This is a genomic window from Chryseobacterium sp. SIMBA_038 (genome assembly GCF_046535115.1).
Classification (GTDB): domain Bacteria; phylum Bacteroidota; class Bacteroidia; order Flavobacteriales; family Weeksellaceae; genus Chryseobacterium.
The window spans coordinates 261,259-286,696 of record NZ_JAWRXH010000001.1 but is presented as its reverse complement, the minus strand read 5'-3'; the positions used below and the strand labels follow the sequence as shown (position 1 = coordinate 286,696).

Below are 25,438 nucleotides of genomic sequence, written 5' to 3'. Positions count from 1 at the left end.
GCTCTTTTATTTTGGACATAATTCATAGAACTTGTATTCAATGAATAATTATTGATTATACAACATACTGCTTGTTTTATTTAAAAAAATTAATTTAACAGGAACTAAAAATATGAATTATGAAAAAAATTAGTATTTTATTTTTGGGGCTATCGGCTCCATTTTACTTTTCACAACAGGCAGGTGATGTTGTCAACTTTGAACAAAAGCTGGATTTAACGCCACAAGGAGCAGTTAATTTCATTGCAAACAGTTTTGGGGAAGAAAGTACACCGGATTTTGTTTCTTATCTTAATGGTTTTAATGTAGGTTTAAAAGCTTACAAAATAACCTATTATACTAAAAATGAAAATAATACACTAGTAAAAGCTACTGGACTTGTAATGTACCCTAATGTTAATTATAAGCTTTCCACGGTAGTTTCTGAACATGGTACAACAGATACAAGAGACAATGTACCTTCTAATTTAAGAGGTACATTGTACGGTGGTTTTGTAGTTGAGCTTTCTTACGCTCTCAACGGATATATTGTCATGGCGCCTGATTATGTAGGGATGGGGAGCGGTGACGGCGTTCATCCATACGTCCATTATCCTACCGAAGCTTCTGCTACGATTGATTTTGTAACGGCAGCCAACAAAGTTTTAACACAATTAAATATAAAACGTTACAACGAATATTTCTTAACCGGTTATTCTCAAGGCGCTCACGCAGCCATGTCGACTTTAAAAAAGTTAAATATTTCAAACCCAACCAACCTGAATTTCAAGTACGCTTACATGGGCGACGGACCTTATGATTTTTCTGGAGTTACTCTTCAAAAAGGAGTGATAGAAAAAGAAATTTATCCGTTTACTGCATTTTTGGCGAATGTTGTAAACACTTGTAATAATACAGGTTATAAAACATACACCAACAATATTTCAGAGGTTATTTCACAGGAATACCTTGCTAAATATAATGAAAATGTTATTCAGGAACATGGCGGACTTCTTTGGGGGCCATTCATTTGGAGAAAATTATTTACCCAAAACTTCATAAATGATGTCACTAATAACAACAATAATAAATTAAGACAATGTCTTAGAGTAAGTGATGTTTACGATTGGTATAACAAAACGCCGATGACTTTGGGACATTCTACGGTAGACCTTGCTATTCATCCCGAAAATACCTCAAAAACCATCGATGTACAGAGAGGTTACTATCCGTGGTGGGATTTGAATAAATACAAATTAGAACCTTTCTATTGGGGACCTTTAGGCCATGCAGGTGGAATTTTACCTTTTGTTTTGGCATCTAATGCAAAGTTTAATACATTAAGAAGTGGCGGACTTTTCAATGAATGGGCATTTTTAACTTCAAAAAATGCTGATAACCAGCCAAAAACAAGTTCACTACTTTCTTCTCAAATAAAACCAGATTTACACGGTATGAAATTGGTTGAAGTTACAGATTTCAATAAAGAAAAATCTGAACGTAAATCAATGGCTAATAACAATCTAAGCACCTTAAAAGATGGAGTTTATTTATTAAAAGTATCTGAAAACAACGAAAATAAATTAATCCCTTATATTAAGAATACACCAACGGAAGTTACTGAAGATGAGATCGTAAAGTCAAATAACAATAATATTTTAAGTTTAAAAATCAATCCGGAAGAATTATCGTTTGTTAATATTTTTGATGAGAATAAAAATTTAGTAAAAACAATATCTCAGGAGCAATATCTTAAAGATGGCGGAATTAATTTAAATGATATTGATAGTCAAAACTATACTTTTGAAATTGTAACTCAATTTTATAATCTTCAATTCAAAAAGCAAGTTGGAGATGTAACATTATCTGACAGTCCGGAAATTTTTACAAAAAACCGCCAAATCATTGTTAAAGCTAAAAATGATTTGAAAAATATCAGTATTTATAGTATTTCGGGAGCTTTAATTTTAAACCAAGAAATCAATCAGTCACAATTTGAATCAAGAAGCTTGGAATCAGGAATTTATGTTGTACAAATCACTCAAAACAATGGAAAGATAACTAATAAAAAAATAAAACTTTAGCATTTAACATTCTCAATAACAGATTTTTATAATTAAATGAATGCACTTCAGAAATGGAGTGCATTTTTATTTAATACGATTTAATATCTTCAATAAAGGTAAGATTTGGATCTAAAATTTCCAGAATTAAACTTTTGATGGATTTCATCGCATCATCTATATTCCCTTTTTCAAATTGCAATGAAACAACGCCTTTTCTCGCTTCAGCAAAGCTCCAGATTCCAGTTTCGATTGGCAATCCCCAGAACTCCGGAAGATTTTGTACCACATACTGGTAGATACACAGCTGTAAAGCCTGTTTTCTTTCACTGTTAAGAAAATATTCATCTACATTATTTTCATCGATTTTTACCGTAAGATTCTTAATTTTCGCTGTCTTATAATCAATGATTCTTAATGTTCCGTTTAGGCGATCGATTCTGTCAATAAATCCAAAGAATGAAATTCGGTCTTTAGTATTTTCATCTAAATAAAAATCTACATTTTCAAACCTTTTTTCGATGTCAAGAATTTCTAATTTATTTCCGTTTTTTACTAATTCTAAATCAACATTCAACACACTTTCAATAACCTTTTTAGCAATTGCCTTATGGATGAAATTCATCCCCTTTTCGTAGAACTCAGGCTGATGTTTAAGCTTTTCAATAGCGACATCAATATATTTATCAACTGCTTTAATTAATTCTTTTAAATCATTTTCCTTTAACACTTTACCCTTTAATACTTCATAAACTTCTTGAAGTGAATAATGAACTAAATTTCCGTAGTTTTTCACGGATAATTCTTCTTCAATTTCATCGGTTTCTGAAGTCTTCAAAATCTTCGAAAGATAAAAATCAATAGGATTATAAAGATAGCTTGTAAGGTGAGAAGCCGATACTTTTTCTTTCCATTTTTCAAGACGTTCCAAGACAATTTCTGTCTTTGGAATTTCGATAGGCTGAGTGGTAATTGGCTCGGAAGAATTCTCAATAATTAGGTGTTCAATATGATGAGAGCTTTCCATTTCAATTTGGGTGATAAATCTACTTTTTTCTCCTGTATTTACCCCTGAACTTAATGCATTAAACAATAAATGGACATTCTTAGAATCCTGTATCAATCGGTAAAAGTGATAGGCATAAATACTGTCATTTTCAAGGAAAGTATGAAGGTCAAAAAATCGTCTGATATCAAAAGGAATATAGGTGTTTTGAGAATTTCCCAACGGTAATTTTCCTTCGTTCACGGAAAGCATGATCACGTTTTCAAAATTCAAAAGACGGGTTTCCAAAAGCCCCATAATTTGTAACCCACGCAAAGGTTCGCCTTGAAAATCAATACTTTCTGTATTCACATGCTGATTGATCAAGATTTCCAATGTTTCCATTTTAATTTGGAAATCATATGGAGCAACCTGATTTTTTATAATTCTGAATGCGTTTTCAAAATGAGAAACGTTTTCATACTGAATATCATCTATTTCCAGCCATTTGATCTGCTTACAAAAGTCGATCAACATATCAAGATAGACATTTGTAGAACCTGCTTTTTGAAGCAAATTAAAATAAGATAGTTCGCTTAAAAGCTCATTCAACAGCTTTCTTGAAATATAAACGATATTCCTCTCCTCTATTTTAGATTTAAATTGAATGATAATCTGCTCATCTTCAACAGATTTCGGGAGTTCTTCAAGGATAGGAAAAATATCTCGGTAATAATAAGAAGATTTGTTCTTTTCCAATTGTTTCTGCAAATAAAACAGTTGCTTTATCGCATTAGAAAACGATAAATTCTTCAAAGGAAAACCCATGGTAATATTAAGGTTTTCAACGGCGTACATTACGTCTAAACTTGCAGGAAGCAAATTTTCATCCAATAGAACGACTGCCGTATTTGAAAAGGTTTTATTTTCAATTTCTTTGAAAATTTCAGGAAGAATCTTTGTTTGGGTAACATTTCCTGAAACTTCGTAAACTTTTATATTTTTGGGTTGATTAAAATCATCTTCAATCCATTGAAAAGCTCTGCTGTCATTGAATTCTTTCCATGTTTTATGGTTTCTCAAAAACTTTCCGGCTTCCTGTCTTTCATCATCAAAATAATAATGATCACCTTGGAAAAAACATTGTCCTTTATCCCATTGTAAAAGACTTCTCACCAATTTTTCTTCAACCGGAGTAAAGGCATTAAATCCACAAAAAACGAATTTGTTAGGTGTATTTTTAGCAAAATCAATGATCTTAGATTTTGCGGTTTCGTGAATCATTCCTGATGTTGCCCAGTTTTTCTTTTGTAGTTTTTGCTTTAAAACAGGAAGAAAAACATTCATGTTTCGCCAGAAATTAAGGAATTTTTTTCTTGGAACATCATCATCTTCTCCAAGATCCTGAGCCCATTCCTTGATTCTTTCTTCATCAAACATATATTGCAAAACTGCCTGATCACTTTCAGAAAATTTCAAAATATCATCCCAATCCTTCAGCAATGTCGGAAACCATTTCAAGAAATCCGCAAAATCATCGTTTGGAATAAGATTAAGACTTTTATAAACATCAAATGCAAAAAGCCAGACAGAAATTCCTTGGATTGGTTGTTTATCGGCAATTTGATCTATTAATTCTTCGATTGTAAAAAAGTTGGGAAGAAATCCCGAATAATTATTTTCCTCTAAAATCTGTCGAATAAAAACGATTGGACGCTTCCCCGGCAAAACAATGTTAAACGCAGAAAGGTCTGTATTTTGAGCTAATAATTCGTTGATTATTTTATTGAGGAATTTCAAGAGGCTTTATAACTTTTTAAATTTTCTAATTCTTCAGAGATTTTTTTGTCGTATTCAGTCTGTTTAGCTTCGTCCATCCCATGCTTTGTGTCTTTATCATACAAAACCTGAAAGTTTCTGTAATCATTTAAAAGCCTGTTGTAGATAGCTTGAAAATTTTTATTGAAATCGCCTGAAGTCTTTATTTTTTCCTGAACCTCTTTTCGAAGTTTTCGGGCAAATACTTCTGCAATGTCAAAATGTTTCTGCTCATGTCCTAAAACATAATCATTGATCTTTTTTACATCTTTCCACGATTTATCTTCGTTAAAAATGGTTTCAATCTTAATTTTTACAGGAGATTTTGGATTTGAAGATTTTACGACAGAATATACCCAGCCGCAGTTTGTATAGGCTACAACATTGGTTCCGCGTTGGTTATTTATATTACTTTTAAAATTGCTCCAATTCAGTTTTAATCCTTCCTGCCAAACTATTTTTTGAGCAAATAAGACATTGGTTATCAATAAACAAACTAAAAAAATCCATTTCATTATTTATTCTACTACAATTGTTTTGGTGATCCAGTTGCTGCCACCATTCCAGAATTTAAAAGTATAGGTCCCAATCTGTTGCGGACTAAAATTAATTTGGCTTGCCCCAACATGATTTCCCTGCACACATGGCCCGTTGCTGATATATTTGTAAGCTGTAATTGTTCTTGTTAAATTGCTGTTGTGAATATAATCATACCCGTAAAACCCTTCACACTGAGATGAATAGATTGAATACGTCTTAATACTTTGCACCGTGAAAACATCCATCGTATCATTAAGAATCTTCACACTGTCGATCTTTATTTTATCGACCGATTCGATGGTTTGATAATCGTCATCATCATTACACGAAGTAAAAAATAACCCTAAAACTATTGCCGAAAATCCAATATTTAAAAGTTTTTTCATAACATTTTACAATTTTTGATTATTATTAAATAAACAGCAAAAATTATTCCCTAATTATAATAAATTAAGAATTAAAATTACCTTTTGATACATAAACCACTCTTTTAGTATCAAAAAATTCTTCATCAAAATAGTTTTTAAGGTTGGAGATCTCACATCTAAGTCCGGCAAGCTCTTCTGCAAGGTCGCCGCCTTTTAAATATAAGATTCCATTGTGTTTTGCGTTGAATTGTTCTTTTTCAAATTTACCTTTCAACCATCTTAAAAATTCGGGCATTTGAGTAACCGCTCGGCTTACTACAAAATGGAATTTTTCTTTTACTTTTTCCGCTCTTCCGTGAATTGCAGTTACGTTTTTCAATCCAACTCCTTCTGCAACAGCATTTACTACACTTATTTTCTTTCCGATAGAATCAACTAAAGTAAACTGTACTTCAGGAAACATAATCGCTAAAGGAATCCCGGGAAAACCGCCTCCTGTTCCGATATCCAAAACTTTGGTTCCGGGAGCAAATTCCATCACTTTTACGATTCCTAAAGAATGTAAAATATGCTTTTCATATAGAGATTCCATATCTTTTCTGGAAATTACGTTGATTTTTTCGTTCCACTCGTTGTAAAGTGCTTCCAATTTTGTGAACTGTTCAATCTGAATTTCTGTAAGATCCGGAAAATATTTTAATAGTAACGATATAGACATGTGAATTATTATATTGCAAAAATATGTTTTATTTCACTTTTATTCAAATTAAATGAATTTTGATCCACCAAAAATCATTTCGCAATGCTCGGAATAACGGGTAAACTCAAATTTCCCGATTGATTAACAGCCTGTACCGCAAAAATATAATTATCCTTAGAAAGCGGAATTTTAATAGAAAGTTCAGTTGTAAATATCTTTTTCTGCCATGTCGGGCTATCCGTTTCTCTTACCAAAACATAATATCCCGCAACAGTCCCGAATTTCGGTTTTTCCCAATGCAAAACGGTAGAATTAGTAAGTTCTTTCACTTCTATTTCTACGCGCTCGGGTTTCGAAGTTGATTTGGCGAGATTAGCAAGTGCAGCAATATTTACGGCAACATTTTTCTTGAGGTAATTGTAATCTATAAATTCCGGAAGATCTCCGTATTTGATATTTTTTTCTGTTCTTACATCCTGATGTTGATGGTCATAATTTTCATAATATTCGGTAAGTCTTACTGAGGGAAATCCATAATTAACGAAGCTGGAATGATCTCCACCACGTAGAAATCTGTCGTTTCTATATATTAATTTCACCTCAATTTTATCTACGTATTTTTCTGCAATTTCTTTTATATAACGAGCCAATTGTCTGGAATCTCCATCATTTTCCAGTCCGATATTTCTTATGCTCATTGCTTTTTTATCTAAATCCATGTAAGGAATTCCCTCACTGAAAACTCTGAGAACGTGATCATTTATTTCACCAGTTTCTCCAGCTTTATTGTTGCCGATCATGTCATTATTTAAAACAGCTTCTATCTGCATATTTTCATTTTTGGCTTTTTCCGCCAATAATTTAGAACCTAACAGCGACTGTTCCTCACCGGAAAACGTAACAAAAATTACAGATGCGGGAAATGAAGATTTACTCAAAATTCTTGTAGCTTCTATAACTGCGCTTACTCCACTGCCATCGTCGTTTGCACCGGGAGCGAAAGAGCTTCTGTCCATTATATTGGTGACACGGGAATCCAGATGTGCGGAAATAAGAAAAATTCTTTTATCATTTGGATCGGTTCCTTTAAGATAAGCAATTGGATTTCCTAAACTAGTTACTTGGTCTACCCTCTTTCCATCAGCCTGAATGTCTTGCTGCTGCATATAAACCTCCATTCTTCCATTGGAGTTTTTTGAATAATCTTTAAATTTTTTCAGCACCCAATTTCTCGCCGCTCCTATTCCTTTACTTTTATCATCAGTTGAGCTTAAAGTGTGTCTGGTATGAAAACCAACCAACTTATTGATGTATGATTTTAAAGAATCAGAATTTACTTCAGAAACATACTTTTTCACTTCATCATCTTTTGGAGGAACCTGTGAATAAATAAAGAAAGGAGCAAATAATAAGAAAAGAGAATATTTCATAACAAATGTGATTTTACGAGAGTATTGTAAATATAAGAAATCTATACTTTGAATTACCATTTTTTTCAGCCAGACATTATTCACGTTAAGTTTTTATTATATATTTGTTACAATACAAAAATACTACATGAGCAAACTTTCAGATAGAGTAACAAGACTAGGCTTTTCTCAAACTTTTGTAATGTCTAACAAAGCAAGAGAAATGAAAGCTAACGGAATAGATGTCATCAGTTTAACATTGGGAGAACCTGATTTCGATGTTCCGGACAATATAAAACAAGCCGCTTTTGATGCAATTAATCAAAACTACAGTCACTACTCTCCCGTTCCGGGATTTTTAGAACTTCGTGAAGCAATTTCTAATAAATTAAAAAGAGATAATAATTTAGACTATAAACCAACACAAATCTGTGTTTCTAATGGTGCTAAACAAGCTATCATTAACGTTTTAGCAGCCATTATCAATGATGGTGATGAAGTTTTACTTCCTGCTCCTTATTGGGTAAGTTATGATGAAATGGTAAAAATGATGGGAGGAAACTCTGTCATGATTGCTACTTCATATGTTAATGATTTTAAAATTACTGCAGAGCAATTAGAAGAAGCAATTACAGAGAAAACTAAGGCTGTTTTATTCAGTTCGCCTTGTAATCCGTCAGGTGGATATTACACATATGACGAATTGAAATCTTTAGCTAAAGTTATTGCTAAATATCCTCAAATCACGGTGATTTCTGACGAGATCTACGAATATATCAATTACGAGACAAAAACGACTTCTATCGCTCAGTTTCCAGAAGTGTATGAGCAAACTGCGGTAATTAATGGTATGTCTAAAGCTTTCGCAATGACAGGTTGGAGAATCGGTTATTCTGCATGTCCGGAATGGCTGGCAAAAGCATGTGAAAAAATTCAGGGACAAATGACGAGCGGTGCGAATACCGTTGCTCAGAGAGCTTCAATTGTTGCTTTACAAACCGATCCTTCTGAATATAAATACATGATCGATGCTTTTAAAATAAGAAGAGACCTTGTGTTTGATCTGATGAAAGAAATTCCAGGTTTTAAAGTTCTTTTGCCTAAAGCTGCATTCTATTTCTTCCCGGATATTTCTCATTACATCGGTAAAACTTTAGATGGAACAGAAATTAAAGATGCTGATGATTTCGCGATGTTTATTTTAGAAAAAGCTCATGTTGGATGTGTTGGCGGAGTTTCATTCGGAAGCCCGGAATGTATACGATTTTCTTATGCAGCTTCGGAGGATGATTTAAGAGAAGCGATGAGAAGAATTAAAGAATTATTAAGCAAATTCAATTAATTAAATCAGATAAAAAACATAACCAATAATAGAAGAATGAATTTTTTCAAAAAAATAACCATTGCCACAAGTATTGCTGCGGCAAGTTTCACAGGATATGCTTTTGGGCAGGATTTCCAGTGGAAAGAAGCCAAATCCAATGGATATTCCTACAAATATGTAACGAATGATCCTACTTCGGCGAGATATTATACACTTAAAAATGGGCTAACGGTCATTTTAAGTCCAACAAATAAAGATCCGAGAATCCAGACTTATATTGCAACAAAAGCAGGAAGCAAAACAGATCCGGCAGATCATACAGGTCTTGCGCATTATCTGGAACATATGCTTTTTAAAGGAACAGATAAATTCGGTTCTAAAGATTGGGCAAAAGAAAAACCTCTTTTAGACAAAATTGATGCGCTTTACGAAAAGTATAATCAAACTAAAGATGAAGCCAAAAGAAAAGAAATTTATAAAGAAATCGACAAAACTTCCGGAGAAGCCGCAAAATTTGCCATCGCTAACGAGTATGACAAATTAATGGCAGATATGGGCGCAGATGGAACCAACGCTTTCACTTCTTTTGAGCAAACTGTTTATACAGAAGATATTCCTTCAAATGTTGTAGATAAATTTTTAACGGTTCAGGCAGAAAGATTCAGACAACCTGTTTTAAGACTTTTCCATACTGAATTGGAGGCTGTTTACGAAGAGAAAAACAGATCTCTTGATGATGATGGCGACAAAGTTTACGATAAAATGTTTGAAAGTCTTTTTCCAAACAACAATTATGGAAAACAGACAACAATTGGAACTATCGAACATTTGAAAAACCCGTCTCTTACAGCGATCAGAGAATATTTCAACAATTATTATGTTCCTAATAATATGGGAATTATTATGTCGGGAGATTTTAATCCTGATGAAATAATTGCAAAAATTGACAAGGCTTTTTCTTATATGAAATCTAAGCCAATCCCAACTTACAATATTGGTCAGGAAAAAGCAATTACGGCTCCGATCACAAAAGAAGTTTTAGGTCCAAATCCTGAAAGTTTGATGATGGGATTCAGATTTCCGGGTGCTACAACGAAAGATGCGAGATTATTAACTCTTGTTGGAAACATGCTTACCAACGGACAGGCAGGATTGATTGATCTTGATCTTGTTAAAAAGCAAAAATTATTGGGAGCTTATGCTTTTCCGTATGTTTTAAAAGATTATTCTGTTCTTTTGTTACAGGGAAAACCTACTGAGGGACAATCTTTGGATGAAGTTAAAAATTTATTGCTTCAGGAAATTGATAAATTAAGAAAAGGTGAATTTTCGGATGACCTTATCCAATCTATTGTCAATAATGAGAAGAAAAGCATCATTCAGAAAGATGAAAAATATTCGTCAAGAGCTGGTATTTTGATGGATGAATTTACGTCTGATATCGATCACAAAACTTCTCTTGAATATGTAGAAGAGATTTCAAAGCTTACCAAGAAAGATATTATGGATTTCGCTTCAAAATATCTTCAGGCTAACAACTATGTTGCTGTTTATAAAAGAAAAGGCGAAGATAAAAGTATCGTAAAAGTTGACAAACCTACCATTACTCCGATTTCTGTAAACAGAGAAGATCAGTCAGAGTTCCTGAAAAAAGTTGAGGAAATGCCGGAAAATGCAATTGCTCCGGTTTGGTTGAATTTTGATAAAGACATCACTAAAAACAAGCTTGGAAATGTAGATGTACTTTCTGTAAAAAATACAGATAATGCGCTTTTCAGATTATATTATCATTTCGATTCCGGAAAATGGAATAACAAAATTCTTCCTTTGGCAGCAGAATATTTACAGTATTTAGGTACAAAAGATAAATCTTCTGAGACAATCAGTAAAGAATTTTACAAATTAGCTTCAAGCTTTAATGTAAGCGCAGGAAATGAAGAAACCTATGTTTCTTTGGAAGGTTTAAATGAAAACTTCGATAAAACAATCGCTTTATTTGAAGATTTAATTAAAAATTCTCAGGCAGATCAAAAAGCATTGGATGCTTATAAAATAAGACTGAAAAAATCCAGAGACAATGCAAAACAGAACAAATCTACCATTATGGCTGGTTTGAGAAGTTACGCACAGTATGGCGCTCAGAATCCTTTCAATAATGTTTTAAGTGATGCTGAATTAGATGCTTTAAAAGCGGAAGATTTAATCAATGTTCTTCATGATTTATTCAATTTCAGGCATAGAGTATTGTATTACGGACCGAAAGCAGGGAATGAAGTTGTTGCTTCTTTAACTCCGGTTCACAAGCTTCCTGCTACATTGAAAGAATTGCCGAAGTCTAAGACTTTTACGCAGGTTCCAACAGATAAAAACAAAGTATTATTTGCTCATTATGATATGGTTCAGGCCGAGATCTTCTGGGTGAGAAATTCTGATCAGTACAATGCTTCTATAACGCCGACTGTAAGTTTATTCAACAACTATTTTGGAGGTGGAATGGGATCTATTGTTTTCCAGACAATCAGAGAATCTAAGGCTTTAGCATATTCTACCTATTCTTATTTCTCTCTTCCGAGCAAAAAAGAAGATAAGGATATCGTTATGGCTTACGTAGGAACGCAGGCTGATAAGTTCAATGATTCTACTCTAGCGATGAATGAACTTCTGACAACACTTCCAAAATCTGATCAATTATTCGAAACAGCGAAAAATGGATTGAAAAAATCTATTGCTTCCGAAAGAATAACTCAGGACGGAATTATCTTCTCTTATTTAAGATCCCAAAAGCTTGGAAATAACTTTGACATGAGAAAGAATGTCTACGATCAGGCTCCGAAATTAGCCTTTACAGACATTAACAGTTTCCACGATAAGGAAATGAAAGGCAAAAACTTCACTTACTGTTTAGTCGCATCGCAAGACAAAGTAAATGAAGCCGATATGAAGAAATTAGGCGAAGTAAAAAAACTTAACTTAAACGAAATATTCGGTTATTAAAATAAATGAAAAAGCTCTGGAAACAGGGCTTTTTTCTTTGTACTACATCAAAAACAATTATAGATTTTATTTATCGAAATCAACTTGTTCGATAGATGAAATACTCTTATCTTTGCCACAGAAAATTTAATTATAAAAACGAGAAAATTATGTCTTTAGTAGGAAAAAAATTCCCGAATGTAGCAATTGATGCAATGTCTGAAATGGGTGATGATCTTAGAATCAACATCTTCGAAGAAACAACTAAAAACCAACAGAAAGTAATTTTATTCTGGTATCCAAAAGATTTCACTTTCGTATGTCCAACTGAGCTTCACGCTTTTCAGGAGGCTTTAGGTGAATTCGAAAAAAGAAACACTAAGGTAATCGGTGCTTCTTGCGACACAAACGAAGTACACTTCGCTTGGTTGAACGTTTCAAAAGATAACGGAGGTATCGAAGGGGTAACTTACCCACTTTTAGCTGATACTCACAGACAATTGGCAAACATGCTGGGAATTGTAGATCAGGATTTCGAATATAACGATGAGGGAGAAGAAGTTTTCACAGGTTCTAACGTAACTTACAGAGCAACTTACCTAATCGACGAAACCGGAAAAGTATTCCATGAGTCTGTAAACGATATGCCTTTAGGAAGAAACGTAAAAGAATATTTAAGATTGATCGATGCTTACACGCACGTTCAGAAGCACGGTGAAGTTTGTCCTGCAAACTGGGAAGAAGGAAAAGATGCAATGAAAGCTGACAGAAATTCAACTGCTGAATATTTATCAAAGAATTAATTTAATGTGTTAATATGGCAATGAGATAGTTTGCTGATGATTCTTAGGAGCATTTTCAAATTATCTCATTCCTTTTTTAATTAAATTATTAATCAACAAATCAATTATGTACACAGAATTAACCGAAGATACGTTACAAAATATCGTAACAGACAATGAAAAAGTAGTTGTTCAATATGGAGCAACATGGTGCGGAAACTGCAGAATCATGAAGCCTAAATTCAAGAAATTAGCTTCTGAAAATGACAGTATTCCTTTCCTTTATGTAGATGCAGAAAAATTACCGGAAAGCAGAAAATTAGCTAAAGTTGACAATTTACCGACTTTCGCGATCTTCAAAAATGGTGAATTGGTAAATCAGGTTCAATCTAATCAAGCTGAAAGTTTAATTAACCTTTTTAATGAATTAGCATAATGAAGTTACCCGTAATAAGACAGTTTTACCAAAATCAAACTCCTGAAAATCTTGAAAAAACATTAGAAGTTTTAGAAAGCTTCAGTGAATTCAGAGGAACAAGCGAAGAAGACTTAAACGTTGCAGGTGAGTTAATTACAAACATCTGTGGAGCACTGGAAGTTCACGCCAACGTACAAAACGGAATGAGCGAAAAAGATGCTTTAAATTCTTTTGCTCAAAAGGTTTTAGGATCGATTGATAAATAAAACTTAAACACTAATACCACAAATATTTCACGAATCTACACAAATAAGCTTATAAAAATTTAGTGTTTATTTGTGATAAAATTAGTGTCATTTGTGTTTAAACCACCAAAAATAAAATCCCGATGAAAAGACATCAGGATTTTTTGGGTTTATAAAATTTCTTTACTTTATATTAGCTTCTTCTGCTCATCAAAATACTCAAGATATACCAGAACAACAACATGATAGAAGCAAAAAGCTGTAACGAAGCTCCAACATACTGATTGGTTGCGTAAGAATCTTTAAGCTTACTTGTCTGATATAAAATTGTTGCAGAAGCCAGAATTACCATTCCTACAGAGAACCAAAGTCCAAGGTTAAAACCGAAAAGCATTCCGCCAACGATCAATCCAAGAGAAATAAATCCACCGATAACAATAATATTTCTTAAAAAAGAAAAGTCTCTTTTAGAAGTAAAAGCTACCGCTGAAATTCCTGCAAACATAGCAACTGTTAATGTCGCTGCTTGGAAAATCACTTGCGCTCCGGAATACACCATCGCAATGTAAATTAACGGCAAGAAAATAACCGCTTCAAGCAAGATATAAAATCCAAGTCCCATATATTGCGTTGATTTACTTTGTGAAAGCGACCATTTTGCAGCTAAAACTGAAGCTAACCAAAACACACCGATAATCAATAGCCAAGCGAATCTTTGCGCGAACATTGCAACGATTAATTGCTCTGGAACCACTTTTAATAAAACGGTTTCAACTCCAATAAATCCAAGAATCGCCAAAGCAACATGCAAATACGTTTTCTTGTAAAAACTGGCCTTTTCTACGTCTGTAGAATTCGCCACTAAAACATCTGTCATCATAGTTTATATTTTTTATTTAAATATAATTAAAAATAAATTATTTTTTGAATGGCTTAACTCCAAGAATCTTACCATTATTTTCAAAAACTGCCGTAATCACTTCTTTTGGTTCAGCAGACTTATCATCAGCGTATTTATATTGAATCATCGGATAACTATTACCGTCTATCAAAGGCTTATAACCTGTTTTAATGATCGTAAGCTTTTTGCTGGTATTGATATCTGCCGACAGTTTTGTAAACACTTTATCGGTAACCACTTGCTTTGCCTTGTCGGAAAGTAAAGCTTCCATTCCTTTTCTGTCAGATGATTTCAGGGCAGTGATAAATTGCAGAAATTTCCCGTTGTATAGATCAATCTGTTTTTTGTTCAGATCTAAAGGAGTTTCTGTCTTTCTATTGTTTTCTACCTTTAAATCAACAACTTCCTGCGAAAAGAAAAGCTGTACAGATAAGATTGAAAGTATTAAAAATATTTTTTTCATTTTAGTAATTTCGGATATAAATTTGCAATTGAAGATACGTAAAATTAAATTAATTCTAAAAATTTCATCGTATCCACATTATCCGCATAAGTATCCAAACCTGGATTTTGCGCTTCTCCAAAACATACAGAATCCAGACCAAGTTCTTCTTTAGCAACAATACATTGAATATCTTCTTCATTTTCAGCAATAAAACTTTTAACTTCATCCAAAGAAGAATATCTGCTGAAATTAATCACAGAAAGCGAACTGAATAATTTATCATCTTCTTTCATCATCACAAAATTATTATCCCAGAATTTATCAAGATTTAAAAGATAAACTGCTCTGTTATATTCATAATTATTCGCATATTTATTATGATTGATAATATCCTGATAGCCTACAAAGCTTTCAAATAATCTGTCAAGCACAAAATCCTGCGGAATTAAAATTCTCGTTACATTTCTGCAACCCAATCCAAAATATTGGAAAATATCATTCGCTAAAAGTTTTAATTCTTCAACAGTTTCGTCACCTTTTAAAATAGCAACTGAAGTTCTGTTTTTACGAATAATATTCAGATGATTTTTAAAATAATATTCTAAATATCTTGCTGTATTATTACTTCCTGTTGCAATCACTGCGTCATAGCTTTCCAACCTTTCAACAAACTCATATTCAACATTATCACTAGAAAATTCTTTCCATTTTTTTAATAAAAACGGAACCATATATCTGTCTTTTGAAGATAATTTAATCACTGGAATATGATTGCTCAACACCACAGAAATCACATCATGCAATCCAACTAAAGGAATATTTCCTGCAAGGATCAATCCTACTCTTTTTGTGATTTTAGAGATAGAATATTGCTTAATCCAATCCTTAATATTTTCTTCCGTCAGCAGATCCGACCATTGTTTTAAAGCAAATTTCTGATTATCAATGGTAAACCACGGGTTTTCCATTTCAGACTTTCTTAACAATAATTCAAAATCAGAATCATTCTCGTTATATTCAGCAATATCTTTTGCTAAAAACTCTTTTATATAATCACTTAGGTTAATAAGTCCTAAAACTTGATTTTCGATATTCATAATTACTGTAAAATTGGGGAATATTTTGTAATTTTGTGCAAATTTAAAAAAAATTAGCGATGGCTATTAAAATAACTGATGAATGCATTAATTGCGGTGCCTGCGAACCAGAGTGTCCCAACAATGCAATATATGAAGGAGCAGTAGACTGGAAAGCTTCCGAGGGTACTGAGCTTAAAGGTACTGTCACATTGCCATCAGGACTTACAGTGGATGCAGATGCACCGCAAGAGCCTGTAAATGATGATGTTTATTTTATTGTAACAGATAAGTGTACAGAATGTAAGGGATTCCATGAAGAACCACAGTGTGCAGCGGTTTGCCCGGTAGATTGCTGTGTTCCTGATGAAGATCATGTAGAATCTGAAGAAGCATTGCTTAACAAGAAAGCATTTTTACACGGTGAATAAAAAACGCCGTCTCAGCCAGTATGAGACGGTTTTTTTAACCAAATATTTCAAAGGATCTAAGTAAAATATTAAAAATGAAACGGTAAGCCCGAAAGTTCTTACCAAAACCAAAAAAATAAAAATATGAGCAAAAAGCACAACTTCAGCGCAGGACCATGTATTTTACCACAAGAGGTATTCGAAAAATCGGCAGAAGCGATTTTAGATTTTAACGGTATTGGTCTTTCTCTTCTTGAGATCTCTCATAGAAGCAAAGATTTCGTTGCAGTAATGGACGAAGCGCGTGCGATTGTAAAAAGATTAATGAATCTTGGGGATGATTATGAAGTTTTATATTTAGGAGGCGGTGCTAGTCTGCAGTTTGCAATGGTTCCTTACAACTTGCTAAAAGTTGGCGGAAAAGCTGCTTATTTAGATACGGGAACTTGGGCTGCAGGAGCAATCAAGGAAGCAAAAAAATTAGGTAATGTGGATGTTGTAGGTTCTTCAAAAGAAGAAAACTATTCTTTCATTCCTAAAGATTATACGATAGGTTCAGAATACGATTATTTCCACTGTACTTCAAACAATACGATTTATGGAACTCAAATGAAATCTTTCCCTGAAGTTGATACTTTGATGGTTTGTGATATGAGTTCTGATATTTTCTCTAGACAATTGGATTTCTCTAAATTTGATCTAATCTATGCCGGAGCTCAAAAAAATATGGGACCTGCAGGAGTTACTTTGATCGTAATTAAAAAGGAAATTCTTGGAAAAACAGGAAGAGAAAATATGTTATCGATTTTAGATTATTCTCAGCATATTTCAAAAGAATCTATGTACAATACTCCACCGGTTTTCCCTGTGTATGCATCTTTATTGACTTTGCAACATCTAGAAAACAACGGAGGAATTGCTGCTGCTGAAGCAAGAAATGAAGCAAAAGCAAAACTTTTATATGACGAAATTGATAGTAATCCGTTATTTGAGACGTTTTGTGTAAAAGAAGACCGTTCTTTGATGAATGTTTCGTTCAAATTGATCGATGACAGCAAAAAAGAAGAATTTGACGCCGCTTGGAAAGCTGCAGGAATCAGCGGACTAAATGGTCACAGAAGTTTAGGTGGTTACAGAGCTAGTTTGTACAATGCTTTACCTATTGAAAGCGTGCAAGTTTTGGTAGATGTAATGAAATCTATAAAATAACTATATTAGGCGACTGAAAAAATTGAAATATTAAAGATTTCAGAAAAATATAAAACCATGAAAGTTTTAGCAAACGACGGAATTTCCGAAGCAGGACGAAAAGCATTGCAAGATGCAGGAATCGAAGTACTTGACAACCGAGTTGCTCAGGATCACGTTATTAATTTCATTAATGAAAATAACGTGGATGTACTTTTGGTAAGAAGCGCAACGAAAGTAAGACAAGATATTATTGATGCCTGCCCGACTCTTAGAATTGTAGGAAGAGGCGGAATCGGTATGGATAATATTGATGTTGACTATGCTAAAACGAAAGGCTTAAAAGTGATCAATACTCCAAATGCATCGTCAAAATCGGTTGCTGAATTGGTTTTTGGACACTTCTTTGCTCTGGCAAGATTCCTTCACGAATCAAACAGACTGATGCCTTTGGAAGGTGAAACGCATTTTAATGCGATGAAAAAATCTTTCAGCAATGCTTATGAACTTTCAGGTAAAACTTTAGGTGTTATAGGTTTTGGAGGTATAGGTCAGGAAGTTGTGAAGATGGGAATTGCTTTAGGAATGAAAATTAAAGTCTTAACAAGAAAGCCTAAAACAAAGGTTCTTACTTTAGACTTTTTTGACGGACAGACTATAAATTTTGAAATCACTTCAACTAATGATTCAGATGAATTCCTTAAAGACGTTGATTTCATTAGCATTAACACTCCAAAAACAAACGAATATATCATAGATACCGCTCAGTTTGAAAAAATGAAAGACGGTGTTTATATTGTCAACACTGCAAGAGGCGGCGTTATTAATGAAGTTACTTTAATTGATTTTATTGAGTCAGGAAAAGTGGCTGGAGCAGCTTTAGACGTTTTTGAAAACGAACCGACTCCGGAACTTCCATTATTAATGAATCCTGCTTTATCCCTTTCTCCACATGTAGGTGGAAATACGGTTGATGCTCAGGAAAAAATCGGATTAGAACTTGCAGAACAAATTATTAAGCTACAAAAAGAAACTATACTATAAAATATGCCTATTTTTAAACCTTTTCGCGGAATAAGACCTCACAAAGACTTTGAGAGTACTTTCCCTACGCATCCTCTTGATAATTTTACTCAGGAAGAGATCGCGGAGAAAGCTCAAGTTGAAAATACTTACATCAATATGATTAAGCCATATGTTGTAAGTAAATCCAAAGATATTGACCGAAATTTAAGGAAGATCCGTTCTACTTTTGAAGAATTAGTGGAAGAGAAAAAACTCGTTCAGGACAGTTCGGCGTATTATCTTTATGAGCAGATCTATCCGAGTAAACAGATTTTCAGAGGTTTGCTGGGTTTGGCAAGTATCGAAGATTTCTGGAGCGGAAAGATCAAAAGGCACGAAAGTACCATTCCTCAGAAAAAGGAAAAACTGGCTCATTATCTTGAAAAAGTAAACTTGCAGGCAGAACCTGTATTGTTGACCTACCCTTCCAATTCAAAGATTGAATTATTAATGAATCATGAGGAAAAGAATGTTCCGATCTTCAATCATGTTGATACAAAAGGGATTAGACATAAAATCTGGAGAATTGATAACCGATTGAAATTACAACAGTTTAAAGAAGTTATTGATCAGATTGATGCATTTTATATTGCGGACGGGCACCACAGAATTGGTTCTACAGCATTGAATGCAAAGTATCATAAAGACAAAAACAAAAGGCACAACGGTACTGAGGCTTATAACTTTGTGTACAGTTTTATAGTTTCCAACCAGTCTATTAAAATTCATGATTATAATAGAATTGTAACTGATCTCAATAATTTAGAAACTGCGGATTTTTTAAAGCAATTAGAAAAATATTTTCTGATTCATGAGAAAGAAGGTACGGCATATTATCCTTCTCAAAAATTCCACATTTCTATGTATTTGGATGGTAAATTCTACTCTCTTCACGTAAAGCATGAGCTTCGTTCTCAGGAGATGTCTCTGGATAATCTGGATCACCATCTTATTGATAAATACATATTTAAGGATATTTTAAAAATTGACGATCCGGACAGTTCAGATAAAATTTCTTATGTAAAAGGAACTTCAAATCTTGAAGGAATCAATCTTTTAAAAGAAAAAATAGACAGCGGAGAAGGAAGAGTCGGATTCGGAATTTTCCCTGTGAGTTTTAATGATATGATCAAAATTTCTGATCTGAAATTAAGCATGCCTCCAAAATGTACATTCATTGAACCTAAATTGGTTACAGCCTTGCTAATGTACGACATGAAACAATAAAATATTCTTATTTTTTTCCTACTTTTATGCACGGAAAAGAAAAGGTAAATAAAAAAAATGAAAAAAATATTCATTATCATACTTCCACTCTTTTTGAGTGGATTTTTATTTTCTCAGAAAAAACCTCAAAAAAAGCCGGTAAAAAAAGGAATCGTCACCAAGATGAACTATCATGATGAGTTTAAGAAAATCTCAGACGAAATCATGACTAATGGTACTGCTTACGAAAACCTTGGTGAATTAACCAAAGGCGTTGGATCTCGTTTCAGTGCAACTCCGGGCTATATGAAAGCTGTGGAATGGGCTGAAAAGAAGTTTAAAGATGCCGGTGTCGAAATGATCTGGAGACAGGAAGTAAAAGTTCCTGTTTGGATACGCGGAAAGGAATCTTTACAAATTAAAGCCAGCAATGGAGATTGGAAAAACATCAAAATGCTATCTTTCGGAAATTCCGAAGGAACAGGCGGAAAAGATCTTACAGCTGAAATTGTTTTAATTAATACCACTTCTGAGCTTAATGCTCTATCAATCGGACAATTAAAAGACAAAATAGTTTTCGTCAATCTTCCGATGGATCCGAAAATCATTAATACAAGTGATTCTTATTTAATTACAGCAAAATCGAAATTAATATCTGCTTCTGTTATTGCAAAAACTGGAGCGAAAGCTTTAATTATAAGATCATTAACAACGGCAACAGACGATACACCGCATGCAAAAATGGTGTATTATGAACCGGAGGACAAAGTTAAAATTCCCGCATTATCAATCGGAGTAAGATCTGCAGATGAACTTGAAAAATTATTAAAAAAACAAAAAGTTACAGCTAAATTAAACATGTCTGCCGAATCAAAAGGTGACACAACCAATCCGAATATCATTGCTGAAATTCAAGGTAAAAAAGATTCTAAAGTTATCGTTTTGGGAGCTCAGTTAGACTCTTGGGATTTCGCCGAAGGTGCTCATGATGATGGAACAGGAGTCGTTCAGTGTATTGAAGTTTTAAGAACTTTAAAAGCACTTGGCATCGAAAATAATCATACCATCAGAGTTGTTTTGTACGCGAATAGTGAAAATGGCGGACAAGGTCGTGACATGTATGCAGCTTACGTTAAAAAGAGAGATGAAAAGCATATTTTTGCTTTAGGAACAGATGCAGGAGGTTATTCTCCGAGAGGTTTTTCATTAGATATGTCTCCTCAGAGAAGAAGGTTAATATTTGACTGGAAAAGCTACTTTCTTCCATACGGCATTTATGATTTTGATCAAACCGATGCCATTCAGGATATTTCTCCTTTGAAAAAACTGGATATTCCTTTGGCTGAAATGGTTGTGGACACTCAAAGATATTTCGATTATCATCATTCGGTTGAAGATACTTATGATAAAGTAAGCAAAAGAGAACTTCTTTTAGGCGCAGTTGCCATGACGCAAATGATTTTTATGATCGATAAAAATTGGTAAAATGAAAAAGATATTAGGAACATCATTATTAGTTCTAAGCTTGACGGTTTTTGGTCAGGTTAAAGAAGATTCAATACAATTCAGTAAAATTTCAGCAGAGATTTTAAATAACGGAAAAGGTTACACAGAATTAAAAGATTTAACTAAAAATATTGGCCACCGTTTAAGCGGTTCCGAAGCTTACGAAAAGTCCGTAAAATGGGCTGAACAGAAACTTAAAGATGCCGGAGCTGATAAAGTCTGGCTTCAGGAAGTAATGATTCCGGTTTGGGAAAGAGGAAAAGAATCTTTACAAATCAAAACCTCCAGCGGATCATGGAAAGGCTTAAAAATGCTTTCTTTAGGAAATTCTGAAGGTACAGGCGGAAAAGATATTTCGGGAGAAATTATCATGGTTAAATCCATGGAAGAATATGAAAAACTTCCTGCCGAAAAAGTAAAAGATAAAATAATTTTCTTCAACTACCCTTTCAGCCAGTCTTTTGTTGAGACTTTCAGAGGATATGGTGATGCCGCAAAATATAGAACAACAGCCGCTTCTTTAACTGCTAAAAAAGGTGGAAAATTCGCGATTATCCGTTCGCTTTCTTCTGCTTTTGATGATTTTCCCCACACGGGAGCTATGCGTTACGAGGATAAAGTCAATAAAATTCCGGCGGTTGCAATTGGAAATACAACGGCAGACGAACTGGAAAATCTATTAAAATCTCAAAAAATCACTGCAAAACTTAATTCTAATTGCGGGATGAAAGGCGAGAAACTCTCCCACTCTGTTATCGGTGAAATCACAGGGAAGAAAGATAAAAGTGTCATCGTTGTTGGCGGACACTTAGATTCTTGGGACGTTGGTGAAGGTGCCCATGACGACGGAGCCGGAATTGTACAGAGTATTGAGGTTTTAAGAACTTTCAAAAAATTAGGAATCAAAAATAATCATACGATACGGGTTGTCTGTTTTGCCAACGAAGAAAACGGTGTAAAAGGCGGAATTCAGTACGGAAAAACAGCAAAAGAAAACAATGAAAAACATCTTTTTGCATTAGAATCTGATGCCGGAGGTTTTACTCCAAGAGGAATCGCCCTTGAAATGGATGATACCAAAAGAAATCAGATCAAAGGCTGGTCAGCTTTATTCTTCCCTTACGGAGTGTATAATTTTGAAGGAAAATACTCAGGGACGGACATCTATCCGCTTCATGATATGGGAGTTCCAACGGCGGAGCTGGTTCCTGATTCTCAAAGGTATTTTGATATTCATCACACCGAAGAAGATACTTTCGAAAAGGTTAACCGACGAGAGTTGCTTTTAGGAGCCGTCGCCATGACGCAGATTATTTATATGATTGATAAGAACTGGTAAAATATAGGAAAACCGCTGATTGGGTCAGCGGTTTTTGTTTTTAATCTCTAATAAATTTTCTATTCTTAAAATTGTACATAAAAGTTTTCCATTGATGGATCAATCCTTCTGATTCCCAATTAGCATCAAACCTCTTCCCATTTTTAGCATATATTGGCATTGATATTTTTGCATGTAACATGGGCAGATTATTCTTTACCATTTCAAAAAAAGCTTTATCTAAATTTGACTTTCTATAATATTGAATTTCAATAACTGTGCGTCCCTTTTTCACTTTAAAAACATAAAAATTAATATCATGAAGATCTGAATGTTCTTTTTCTAAAAATTCAAGAGCATGTTTAAAATTTACAGGAATTTTTTCATCATTAATTATTTTTTTCTCTTTTCTATTACAATCTTTAATATCAACAATATCAGATAAAATAAATGAATAATTAGGAGAAATTTTATTCCAACAATAATCATTAATTAAATTTATTAATGATGATATAGTATCTCTAATATCTAGTTCAAATTTCTTCAGACTCACTTAATTTGTTTTTTACAAAGCTAAAAATAAGTGTCAACATTACACCATAATGCAAATAAATTTAAGTTCAGTCCCTCCCATCGTGGGAATATTCAAACTCAAATAGTTTTAGGTCGTCCCACGATGGGACGACTTAACCATAAATAGATTCTCCTCGTCCCAATGTGGGAAAGTTTAAACTTATATTGATTCAGATTTTCCCATTTCAGGACGAACCTAAATTCAATTCGTATATTAAATTTTTAACTTTTACTTATTAAAGATGATAAATAGAGGGTTTTGGCATAAAAATCGCTGCATCAAGTTCTTAAGACACAAATAAAATTATACACATGATGAAAAAATTATCTCCGGTGGATCTTCAACGGCTCCATCATGCCGAATTCGGGCAGTTTATCGTACGCTTTCTTGAAGACTTCAACAGTTCTTCTCTCGATGCCAATACCGATACTGATTTTAAGAAGATGTTTGATGCTATTCAGACACAAATCCCGATCTACAACAGTTCTTTAGATCAGATAAGAGGAAGTGAAGAAACAACAAAAATTGCAGCCGCAGACGCTGTTCGTGATGCAGATCTTCAAGCATTGAGAGACGCCGTAAGGCCTTACAGAAACGCAAAAACGCAGACCGAAAAAGATGCTTACGTTACAATAAAATTATTATTGAATCAATATAAAAACGTACAGCATGCTTCTTACGAGGAAGAAACCAACAGACTTACGACACTGGTTGGAAAGCTCCTTTCTTCGGAATACAGTTCTGCTGTTTCTTCATTGGGGATTGTAAAATTCACCAATCATTTATCGGATTCCAATGCTACATTTAATACGATCTTTTCTTCCCGGTTTTCAGGAAATTTTCAGAAGCAGAACTTTGATGTTAAAGCTTTAAGAAAAGTTTTAACTCACGATTATAAGCAGATGGCCAACTATATTGTGACATTGGCGAATGTAAAGGAAGATCCGTTCTACACCGACCTGCTGGCAATCCTGAACAACGGAAGAAACTATTTCTCAAAAACAGTTCTTGCCAGAAGAACCGCAAACAAAACAGAAACACAACTTTAAAAATTTATTAATGATGAAAGATTTATTTGAAATGATATTCAGAACACGGGAAGATTCCACCAAAGTACAGGTTTTAAGCATTTTCTTATTGATTGGCTTCGGCCTTTTTTGCCTGTTCATTTTTACGGCAAAAATCCATTTAACCAGCTTACTGGTATATATAACTGCTTTTCTCGCTTACGTAGGTTTTTCCCTGCTATTTATAAGCTCTTTGCTAAGAAATATGAAAAGAAAATAGACACATATTGGACAACAATCTCTACATAAAAAAACCGTCTTTTTAAAAAGGACGGTTTTTTTATGCATTATAATTCCTATTGATAGCTTTCAGCATATTTTCTATTGAAGCCAAATAATCTCTTCGCTCTGATATTTTTCAGGATTGAAAAATTCTTTTCATTTGTTCTTGTAGCAAATCTTATTTTACCTCTGATATCAGAATAATAATCAAAACCATATAGAAAGAATCCTTTCGGAATATCGTATTTAAAAACATGTACTTTCAGAGAATTTTCTTCGGTCCAATCTAGCCAACTTTTCCCTTCACCAGGGTAATAAATTGTTATTTCTTCGAAGTAATTATCTGAAGAATATATATTGAAATAAGTTTGGATAGTTAATCTTTTACTCTTATGAATTTCTCTTATTTCAATTGTATCACAAGCTCTTTCAATAAAATCAGTAGTCTTACCAATTTTTTCTAGAAATAATTTAAAATATTCACAAGAAATTGATCTCACCCTTAACTTCTTAATTATGTAAACTGAAATGTCTACTAATTTATTTATATTTAATGTATTATCTGAATGACCATAGATTGCCATATTCAATACAACTGATAAATCTCTGATATTTATCTTATAATCATTAGGGTTTAGAAAAAAATCAAAAATTCCATTTTTAAAGATATCAGAATTGATTGCGTATTCAACATTTTTATATTCTTGTGATGTTAATTTTTCATGTTTTAATTCTTCAATAATTGCAAGAATATGATTTTTAAATATTTTTTCTTTTAAGAATGATGATGTTTCTTCTTTAATCCAATGGAAACTATATATTAGTTCTATTGCTTTAATAATATTTCTCATAATAA

At 33.4% G+C, this 25,438-nt stretch carries 23 protein-coding genes; 13 read left to right on the top strand and 10 right to left on the bottom strand.

Translation table 11 applies throughout. The annotated features are described in order from the left end of the window. The first annotated feature begins 119 nt into the window (after nt 1-119). Nucleotides 120-2,063 (top strand): T9SS type A sorting domain-containing protein, encoded by a 1,944-nt coding sequence (locus SB689_RS01270; RefSeq protein WP_410690281.1) that lies wholly within the window; start codon nt 120-122, stop codon nt 2,061-2,063. 70 nt (nt 2,064-2,133) lie between these two features. On the opposite strand, the gene SB689_RS01265 is transcribed toward SB689_RS01270, so the two are convergent. The 5 genes from SB689_RS01265 to SB689_RS01245 form a co-directional block, all read right to left on the bottom strand. After that, nucleotides 2,134-4,827, bottom strand: coding sequence for a PD-(D/E)XK nuclease family protein (locus SB689_RS01265; protein WP_410690280.1), 2,694 nt, complete (start codon nt 4,825-4,827; stop codon nt 2,134-2,136). Beyond that, nucleotides 4,824-5,360 (bottom strand): DUF922 domain-containing protein, encoded by a 537-nt coding sequence (locus SB689_RS01260; protein ID WP_410690279.1) that lies wholly within the window; start codon nt 5,358-5,360, stop codon nt 4,824-4,826. Before SB689_RS01260 ends, SB689_RS01265 begins: the two co-directional genes overlap by 4 nt. Nucleotides 5,361-5,363: 3 nt before the next feature. Then, entirely contained in the window at nt 5,364-5,771 is a 408-nt protein-coding gene (locus tag SB689_RS01255) for a hypothetical protein (RefSeq protein WP_410690278.1), read from the bottom strand. 64 nt (nt 5,772-5,835) lie between these two features. After that, nucleotides 5,836-6,471: a 16S rRNA (guanine(527)-N(7))-methyltransferase RsmG gene (gene rsmG, locus SB689_RS01250; protein ID WP_410690277.1), complete on the bottom strand. Its 636-nt coding sequence runs from the start codon at nt 6,469-6,471 to the stop codon at nt 5,836-5,838. 74 nt (nt 6,472-6,545) lie between these two features. Then, the gene (locus tag SB689_RS01245) at nt 6,546-7,883 is read right to left on the bottom strand and encodes a M28 family metallopeptidase (RefSeq protein ID WP_410690275.1); all 1,338 of its coding nucleotides are present in this window, start codon (nt 7,881-7,883) and stop codon (nt 6,546-6,548) included. A 127-nt stretch (nt 7,884-8,010) separates the two neighbouring features. Here SB689_RS01245 and SB689_RS01240 point away from each other — a divergent pair, with 127 nt between their 5' ends. The 5 genes from SB689_RS01240 to SB689_RS01220 all read left to right on the top strand — a co-directional run bounded on the left by SB689_RS01240 (nt 8,011) and on the right by SB689_RS01220 (nt 13,625). After that, a complete protein-coding gene (locus tag SB689_RS01240; protein WP_410690274.1) occupies nt 8,011-9,204 on the top strand; it encodes a pyridoxal phosphate-dependent aminotransferase in 1,194 nt (397 codons plus the stop codon). A 36-nt stretch (nt 9,205-9,240) separates the two neighbouring features. Then, nucleotides 9,241-12,180, top strand: coding sequence for an insulinase family protein (locus SB689_RS01235; RefSeq protein WP_410690272.1), 2,940 nt, complete (start codon nt 9,241-9,243; stop codon nt 12,178-12,180). Between the two features lie 149 nt (nt 12,181-12,329). Continuing rightward, nucleotides 12,330-12,962 (top strand): peroxiredoxin, encoded by a 633-nt coding sequence (locus tag SB689_RS01230; protein WP_410690271.1) that lies wholly within the window; start codon nt 12,330-12,332, stop codon nt 12,960-12,962. Between the two features lie 106 nt (nt 12,963-13,068). Beyond that, complete coding sequence (locus tag SB689_RS01225; RefSeq protein ID WP_066758846.1) at nt 13,069-13,377, top strand: thioredoxin family protein; 309 nt, start codon at nt 13,069-13,071, stop codon at nt 13,375-13,377. Then, a complete protein-coding gene (locus SB689_RS01220) occupies nt 13,377-13,625 on the top strand; it encodes a DUF6952 family protein (RefSeq protein WP_027375263.1) in 249 nt (82 codons plus the stop codon). Before SB689_RS01225 ends, SB689_RS01220 begins: the two co-directional genes overlap by 1 nt. Nucleotides 13,626-13,797: 172 nt before the next feature. On the opposite strand, the gene SB689_RS01215 is transcribed toward SB689_RS01220, so the two are convergent. From SB689_RS01215 to SB689_RS01205, 3 genes are read right to left on the bottom strand one after another with little or no spacing between them, the layout of a single operon-like run. Continuing rightward, nucleotides 13,798-14,484, bottom strand: a complete 687-nt coding sequence (locus SB689_RS01215; protein ID WP_410690270.1) for a Bax inhibitor-1 family protein — start codon at nt 14,482-14,484, stop codon at nt 13,798-13,800. Between the two features lie 37 nt (nt 14,485-14,521). Then, entirely contained in the window at nt 14,522-14,968 is a 447-nt protein-coding gene (locus tag SB689_RS01210) for a peptidylprolyl isomerase (RefSeq protein WP_410690269.1), read from the bottom strand. Between the two features lie 44 nt (nt 14,969-15,012). Continuing rightward, a complete protein-coding gene (locus SB689_RS01205; protein ID WP_410690267.1) occupies nt 15,013-16,047 on the bottom strand; it encodes an acyl-CoA reductase in 1,035 nt (344 codons plus the stop codon). A 59-nt stretch (nt 16,048-16,106) separates the two neighbouring features. On the opposite strand from SB689_RS01205, the gene SB689_RS01200 reads away from it, so the two are divergent. The 6 genes from SB689_RS01200 to SB689_RS01175 all read left to right on the top strand — a co-directional run bounded on the left by SB689_RS01200 (nt 16,107) and on the right by SB689_RS01175 (nt 22,740). Then, nucleotides 16,107-16,457 (top strand): 4Fe-4S binding protein, encoded by a 351-nt coding sequence (locus SB689_RS01200; protein ID WP_054508722.1) that lies wholly within the window; start codon nt 16,107-16,109, stop codon nt 16,455-16,457. Between the two features lie 123 nt (nt 16,458-16,580). Then, nucleotides 16,581-17,645 carry a 3-phosphoserine/phosphohydroxythreonine transaminase gene (gene serC, locus SB689_RS01195; RefSeq protein WP_410690266.1) on the top strand — a complete coding sequence of 355 codons (1,065 nt, stop codon included), beginning with the start codon at nt 16,581-16,583 and terminating at the stop codon, nt 17,643-17,645. A 57-nt stretch (nt 17,646-17,702) separates the two neighbouring features. Beyond that, nucleotides 17,703-18,668, top strand: a complete 966-nt coding sequence (locus tag SB689_RS01190) for a D-2-hydroxyacid dehydrogenase (RefSeq protein ID WP_410690265.1) — start codon at nt 17,703-17,705, stop codon at nt 18,666-18,668. 3 nt (nt 18,669-18,671) lie between these two features. After that, entirely contained in the window at nt 18,672-19,916 is a 1,245-nt protein-coding gene (locus SB689_RS01185; protein ID WP_066758860.1) for a DUF1015 domain-containing protein, read from the top strand. Between the two features lie 57 nt (nt 19,917-19,973). Continuing rightward, nucleotides 19,974-21,380 (top strand): M28 family peptidase, encoded by a 1,407-nt coding sequence (locus SB689_RS01180; RefSeq protein WP_410690264.1) that lies wholly within the window; start codon nt 19,974-19,976, stop codon nt 21,378-21,380. A 1-nt stretch (nt 21,381) separates the two neighbouring features. Beyond that, nucleotides 21,382-22,740: a M20/M25/M40 family metallo-hydrolase gene (locus tag SB689_RS01175; protein WP_410690263.1), complete on the top strand. Its 1,359-nt coding sequence runs from the start codon at nt 21,382-21,384 to the stop codon at nt 22,738-22,740. A gap of 40 nt (nt 22,741-22,780) precedes the next feature. On the opposite strand, the gene SB689_RS01170 is transcribed toward SB689_RS01175, so the two are convergent. Next, nucleotides 22,781-23,272, bottom strand: a complete 492-nt coding sequence (locus tag SB689_RS01170) for a hypothetical protein (protein ID WP_410690262.1) — start codon at nt 23,270-23,272, stop codon at nt 22,781-22,783. A gap of 332 nt (nt 23,273-23,604) precedes the next feature. On the opposite strand from SB689_RS01170, the gene SB689_RS01165 reads away from it, so the two are divergent. After that, complete coding sequence (locus tag SB689_RS01165; RefSeq protein ID WP_410690261.1) at nt 23,605-24,342, top strand: DUF6261 family protein; 738 nt, start codon at nt 23,605-23,607, stop codon at nt 24,340-24,342. 314 nt (nt 24,343-24,656) lie between these two features. Here the strand turns inward: SB689_RS01165 and SB689_RS01160 are convergent, their stop codons facing one another. Continuing rightward, entirely contained in the window at nt 24,657-25,433 is a 777-nt protein-coding gene (locus SB689_RS01160) for a hypothetical protein (RefSeq protein WP_410690260.1), read from the bottom strand. Nucleotides 25,434-25,438 lie beyond the last annotated feature (5 nt).

Bases quoted from the DNA above. Each gene is read 5' to 3' on its own strand.
- SB689_RS01270 (WP_410690281.1), top strand. From the start codon at position 120: ATGAAAAAAATTAGTATTTTATTTTTGGGGCTATCGGCTCCATTTTAC.
- SB689_RS01260 (WP_410690279.1), bottom strand. From the start codon at position 5,360: ATGAAATGGATTTTTTTAGTTTGTTTATTGATAACCAATGTCTTATTT.
- SB689_RS01255 (WP_410690278.1), bottom strand. From the start codon at position 5,771: ATGAAAAAACTTTTAAATATTGGATTTTCGGCAATAGTTTTAGGGTTA.
- rsmG (WP_410690277.1), bottom strand. From the start codon at position 6,471: ATGTCTATATCGTTACTATTAAAATATTTTCCGGATCTTACAGAAATT.
- SB689_RS01245 (WP_410690275.1), bottom strand. From the start codon at position 7,883: ATGAAATATTCTCTTTTCTTATTATTTGCTCCTTTCTTTATTTATTCA.
- SB689_RS01240 (WP_410690274.1), top strand. From the start codon at position 8,011: ATGAGCAAACTTTCAGATAGAGTAACAAGACTAGGCTTTTCTCAAACT.
- SB689_RS01235 (WP_410690272.1), top strand. From the start codon at position 9,241: ATGAATTTTTTCAAAAAAATAACCATTGCCACAAGTATTGCTGCGGCA.
- SB689_RS01230 (WP_410690271.1), top strand. From the start codon at position 12,330: ATGTCTTTAGTAGGAAAAAAATTCCCGAATGTAGCAATTGATGCAATG.
- SB689_RS01225 (WP_066758846.1), top strand. From the start codon at position 13,069: ATGTACACAGAATTAACCGAAGATACGTTACAAAATATCGTAACAGAC.
- SB689_RS01220 (WP_027375263.1), top strand. From the start codon at position 13,377: ATGAAGTTACCCGTAATAAGACAGTTTTACCAAAATCAAACTCCTGAA.
- SB689_RS01215 (WP_410690270.1), bottom strand. From the start codon at position 14,484: ATGATGACAGATGTTTTAGTGGCGAATTCTACAGACGTAGAAAAGGCC.
- SB689_RS01210 (WP_410690269.1), bottom strand. From the start codon at position 14,968: ATGAAAAAAATATTTTTAATACTTTCAATCTTATCTGTACAGCTTTTC.
- SB689_RS01205 (WP_410690267.1), bottom strand. From the start codon at position 16,047: ATGAATATCGAAAATCAAGTTTTAGGACTTATTAACCTAAGTGATTAT.
- SB689_RS01200 (WP_054508722.1), top strand. From the start codon at position 16,107: ATGGCTATTAAAATAACTGATGAATGCATTAATTGCGGTGCCTGCGAA.
- serC (WP_410690266.1), top strand. From the start codon at position 16,581: ATGAGCAAAAAGCACAACTTCAGCGCAGGACCATGTATTTTACCACAA.
- SB689_RS01190 (WP_410690265.1), top strand. From the start codon at position 17,703: ATGAAAGTTTTAGCAAACGACGGAATTTCCGAAGCAGGACGAAAAGCA.
- SB689_RS01185 (WP_066758860.1), top strand. From the start codon at position 18,672: ATGCCTATTTTTAAACCTTTTCGCGGAATAAGACCTCACAAAGACTTT.
- SB689_RS01180 (WP_410690264.1), top strand. From the start codon at position 19,974: ATGAAAAAAATATTCATTATCATACTTCCACTCTTTTTGAGTGGATTT.
- SB689_RS01175 (WP_410690263.1), top strand. From the start codon at position 21,382: ATGAAAAAGATATTAGGAACATCATTATTAGTTCTAAGCTTGACGGTT.
- SB689_RS01165 (WP_410690261.1), top strand. From the start codon at position 23,605: ATGATGAAAAAATTATCTCCGGTGGATCTTCAACGGCTCCATCATGCC.
- SB689_RS01160 (WP_410690260.1), bottom strand. From the start codon at position 25,433: ATGAGAAATATTATTAAAGCAATAGAACTAATATATAGTTTCCATTGG.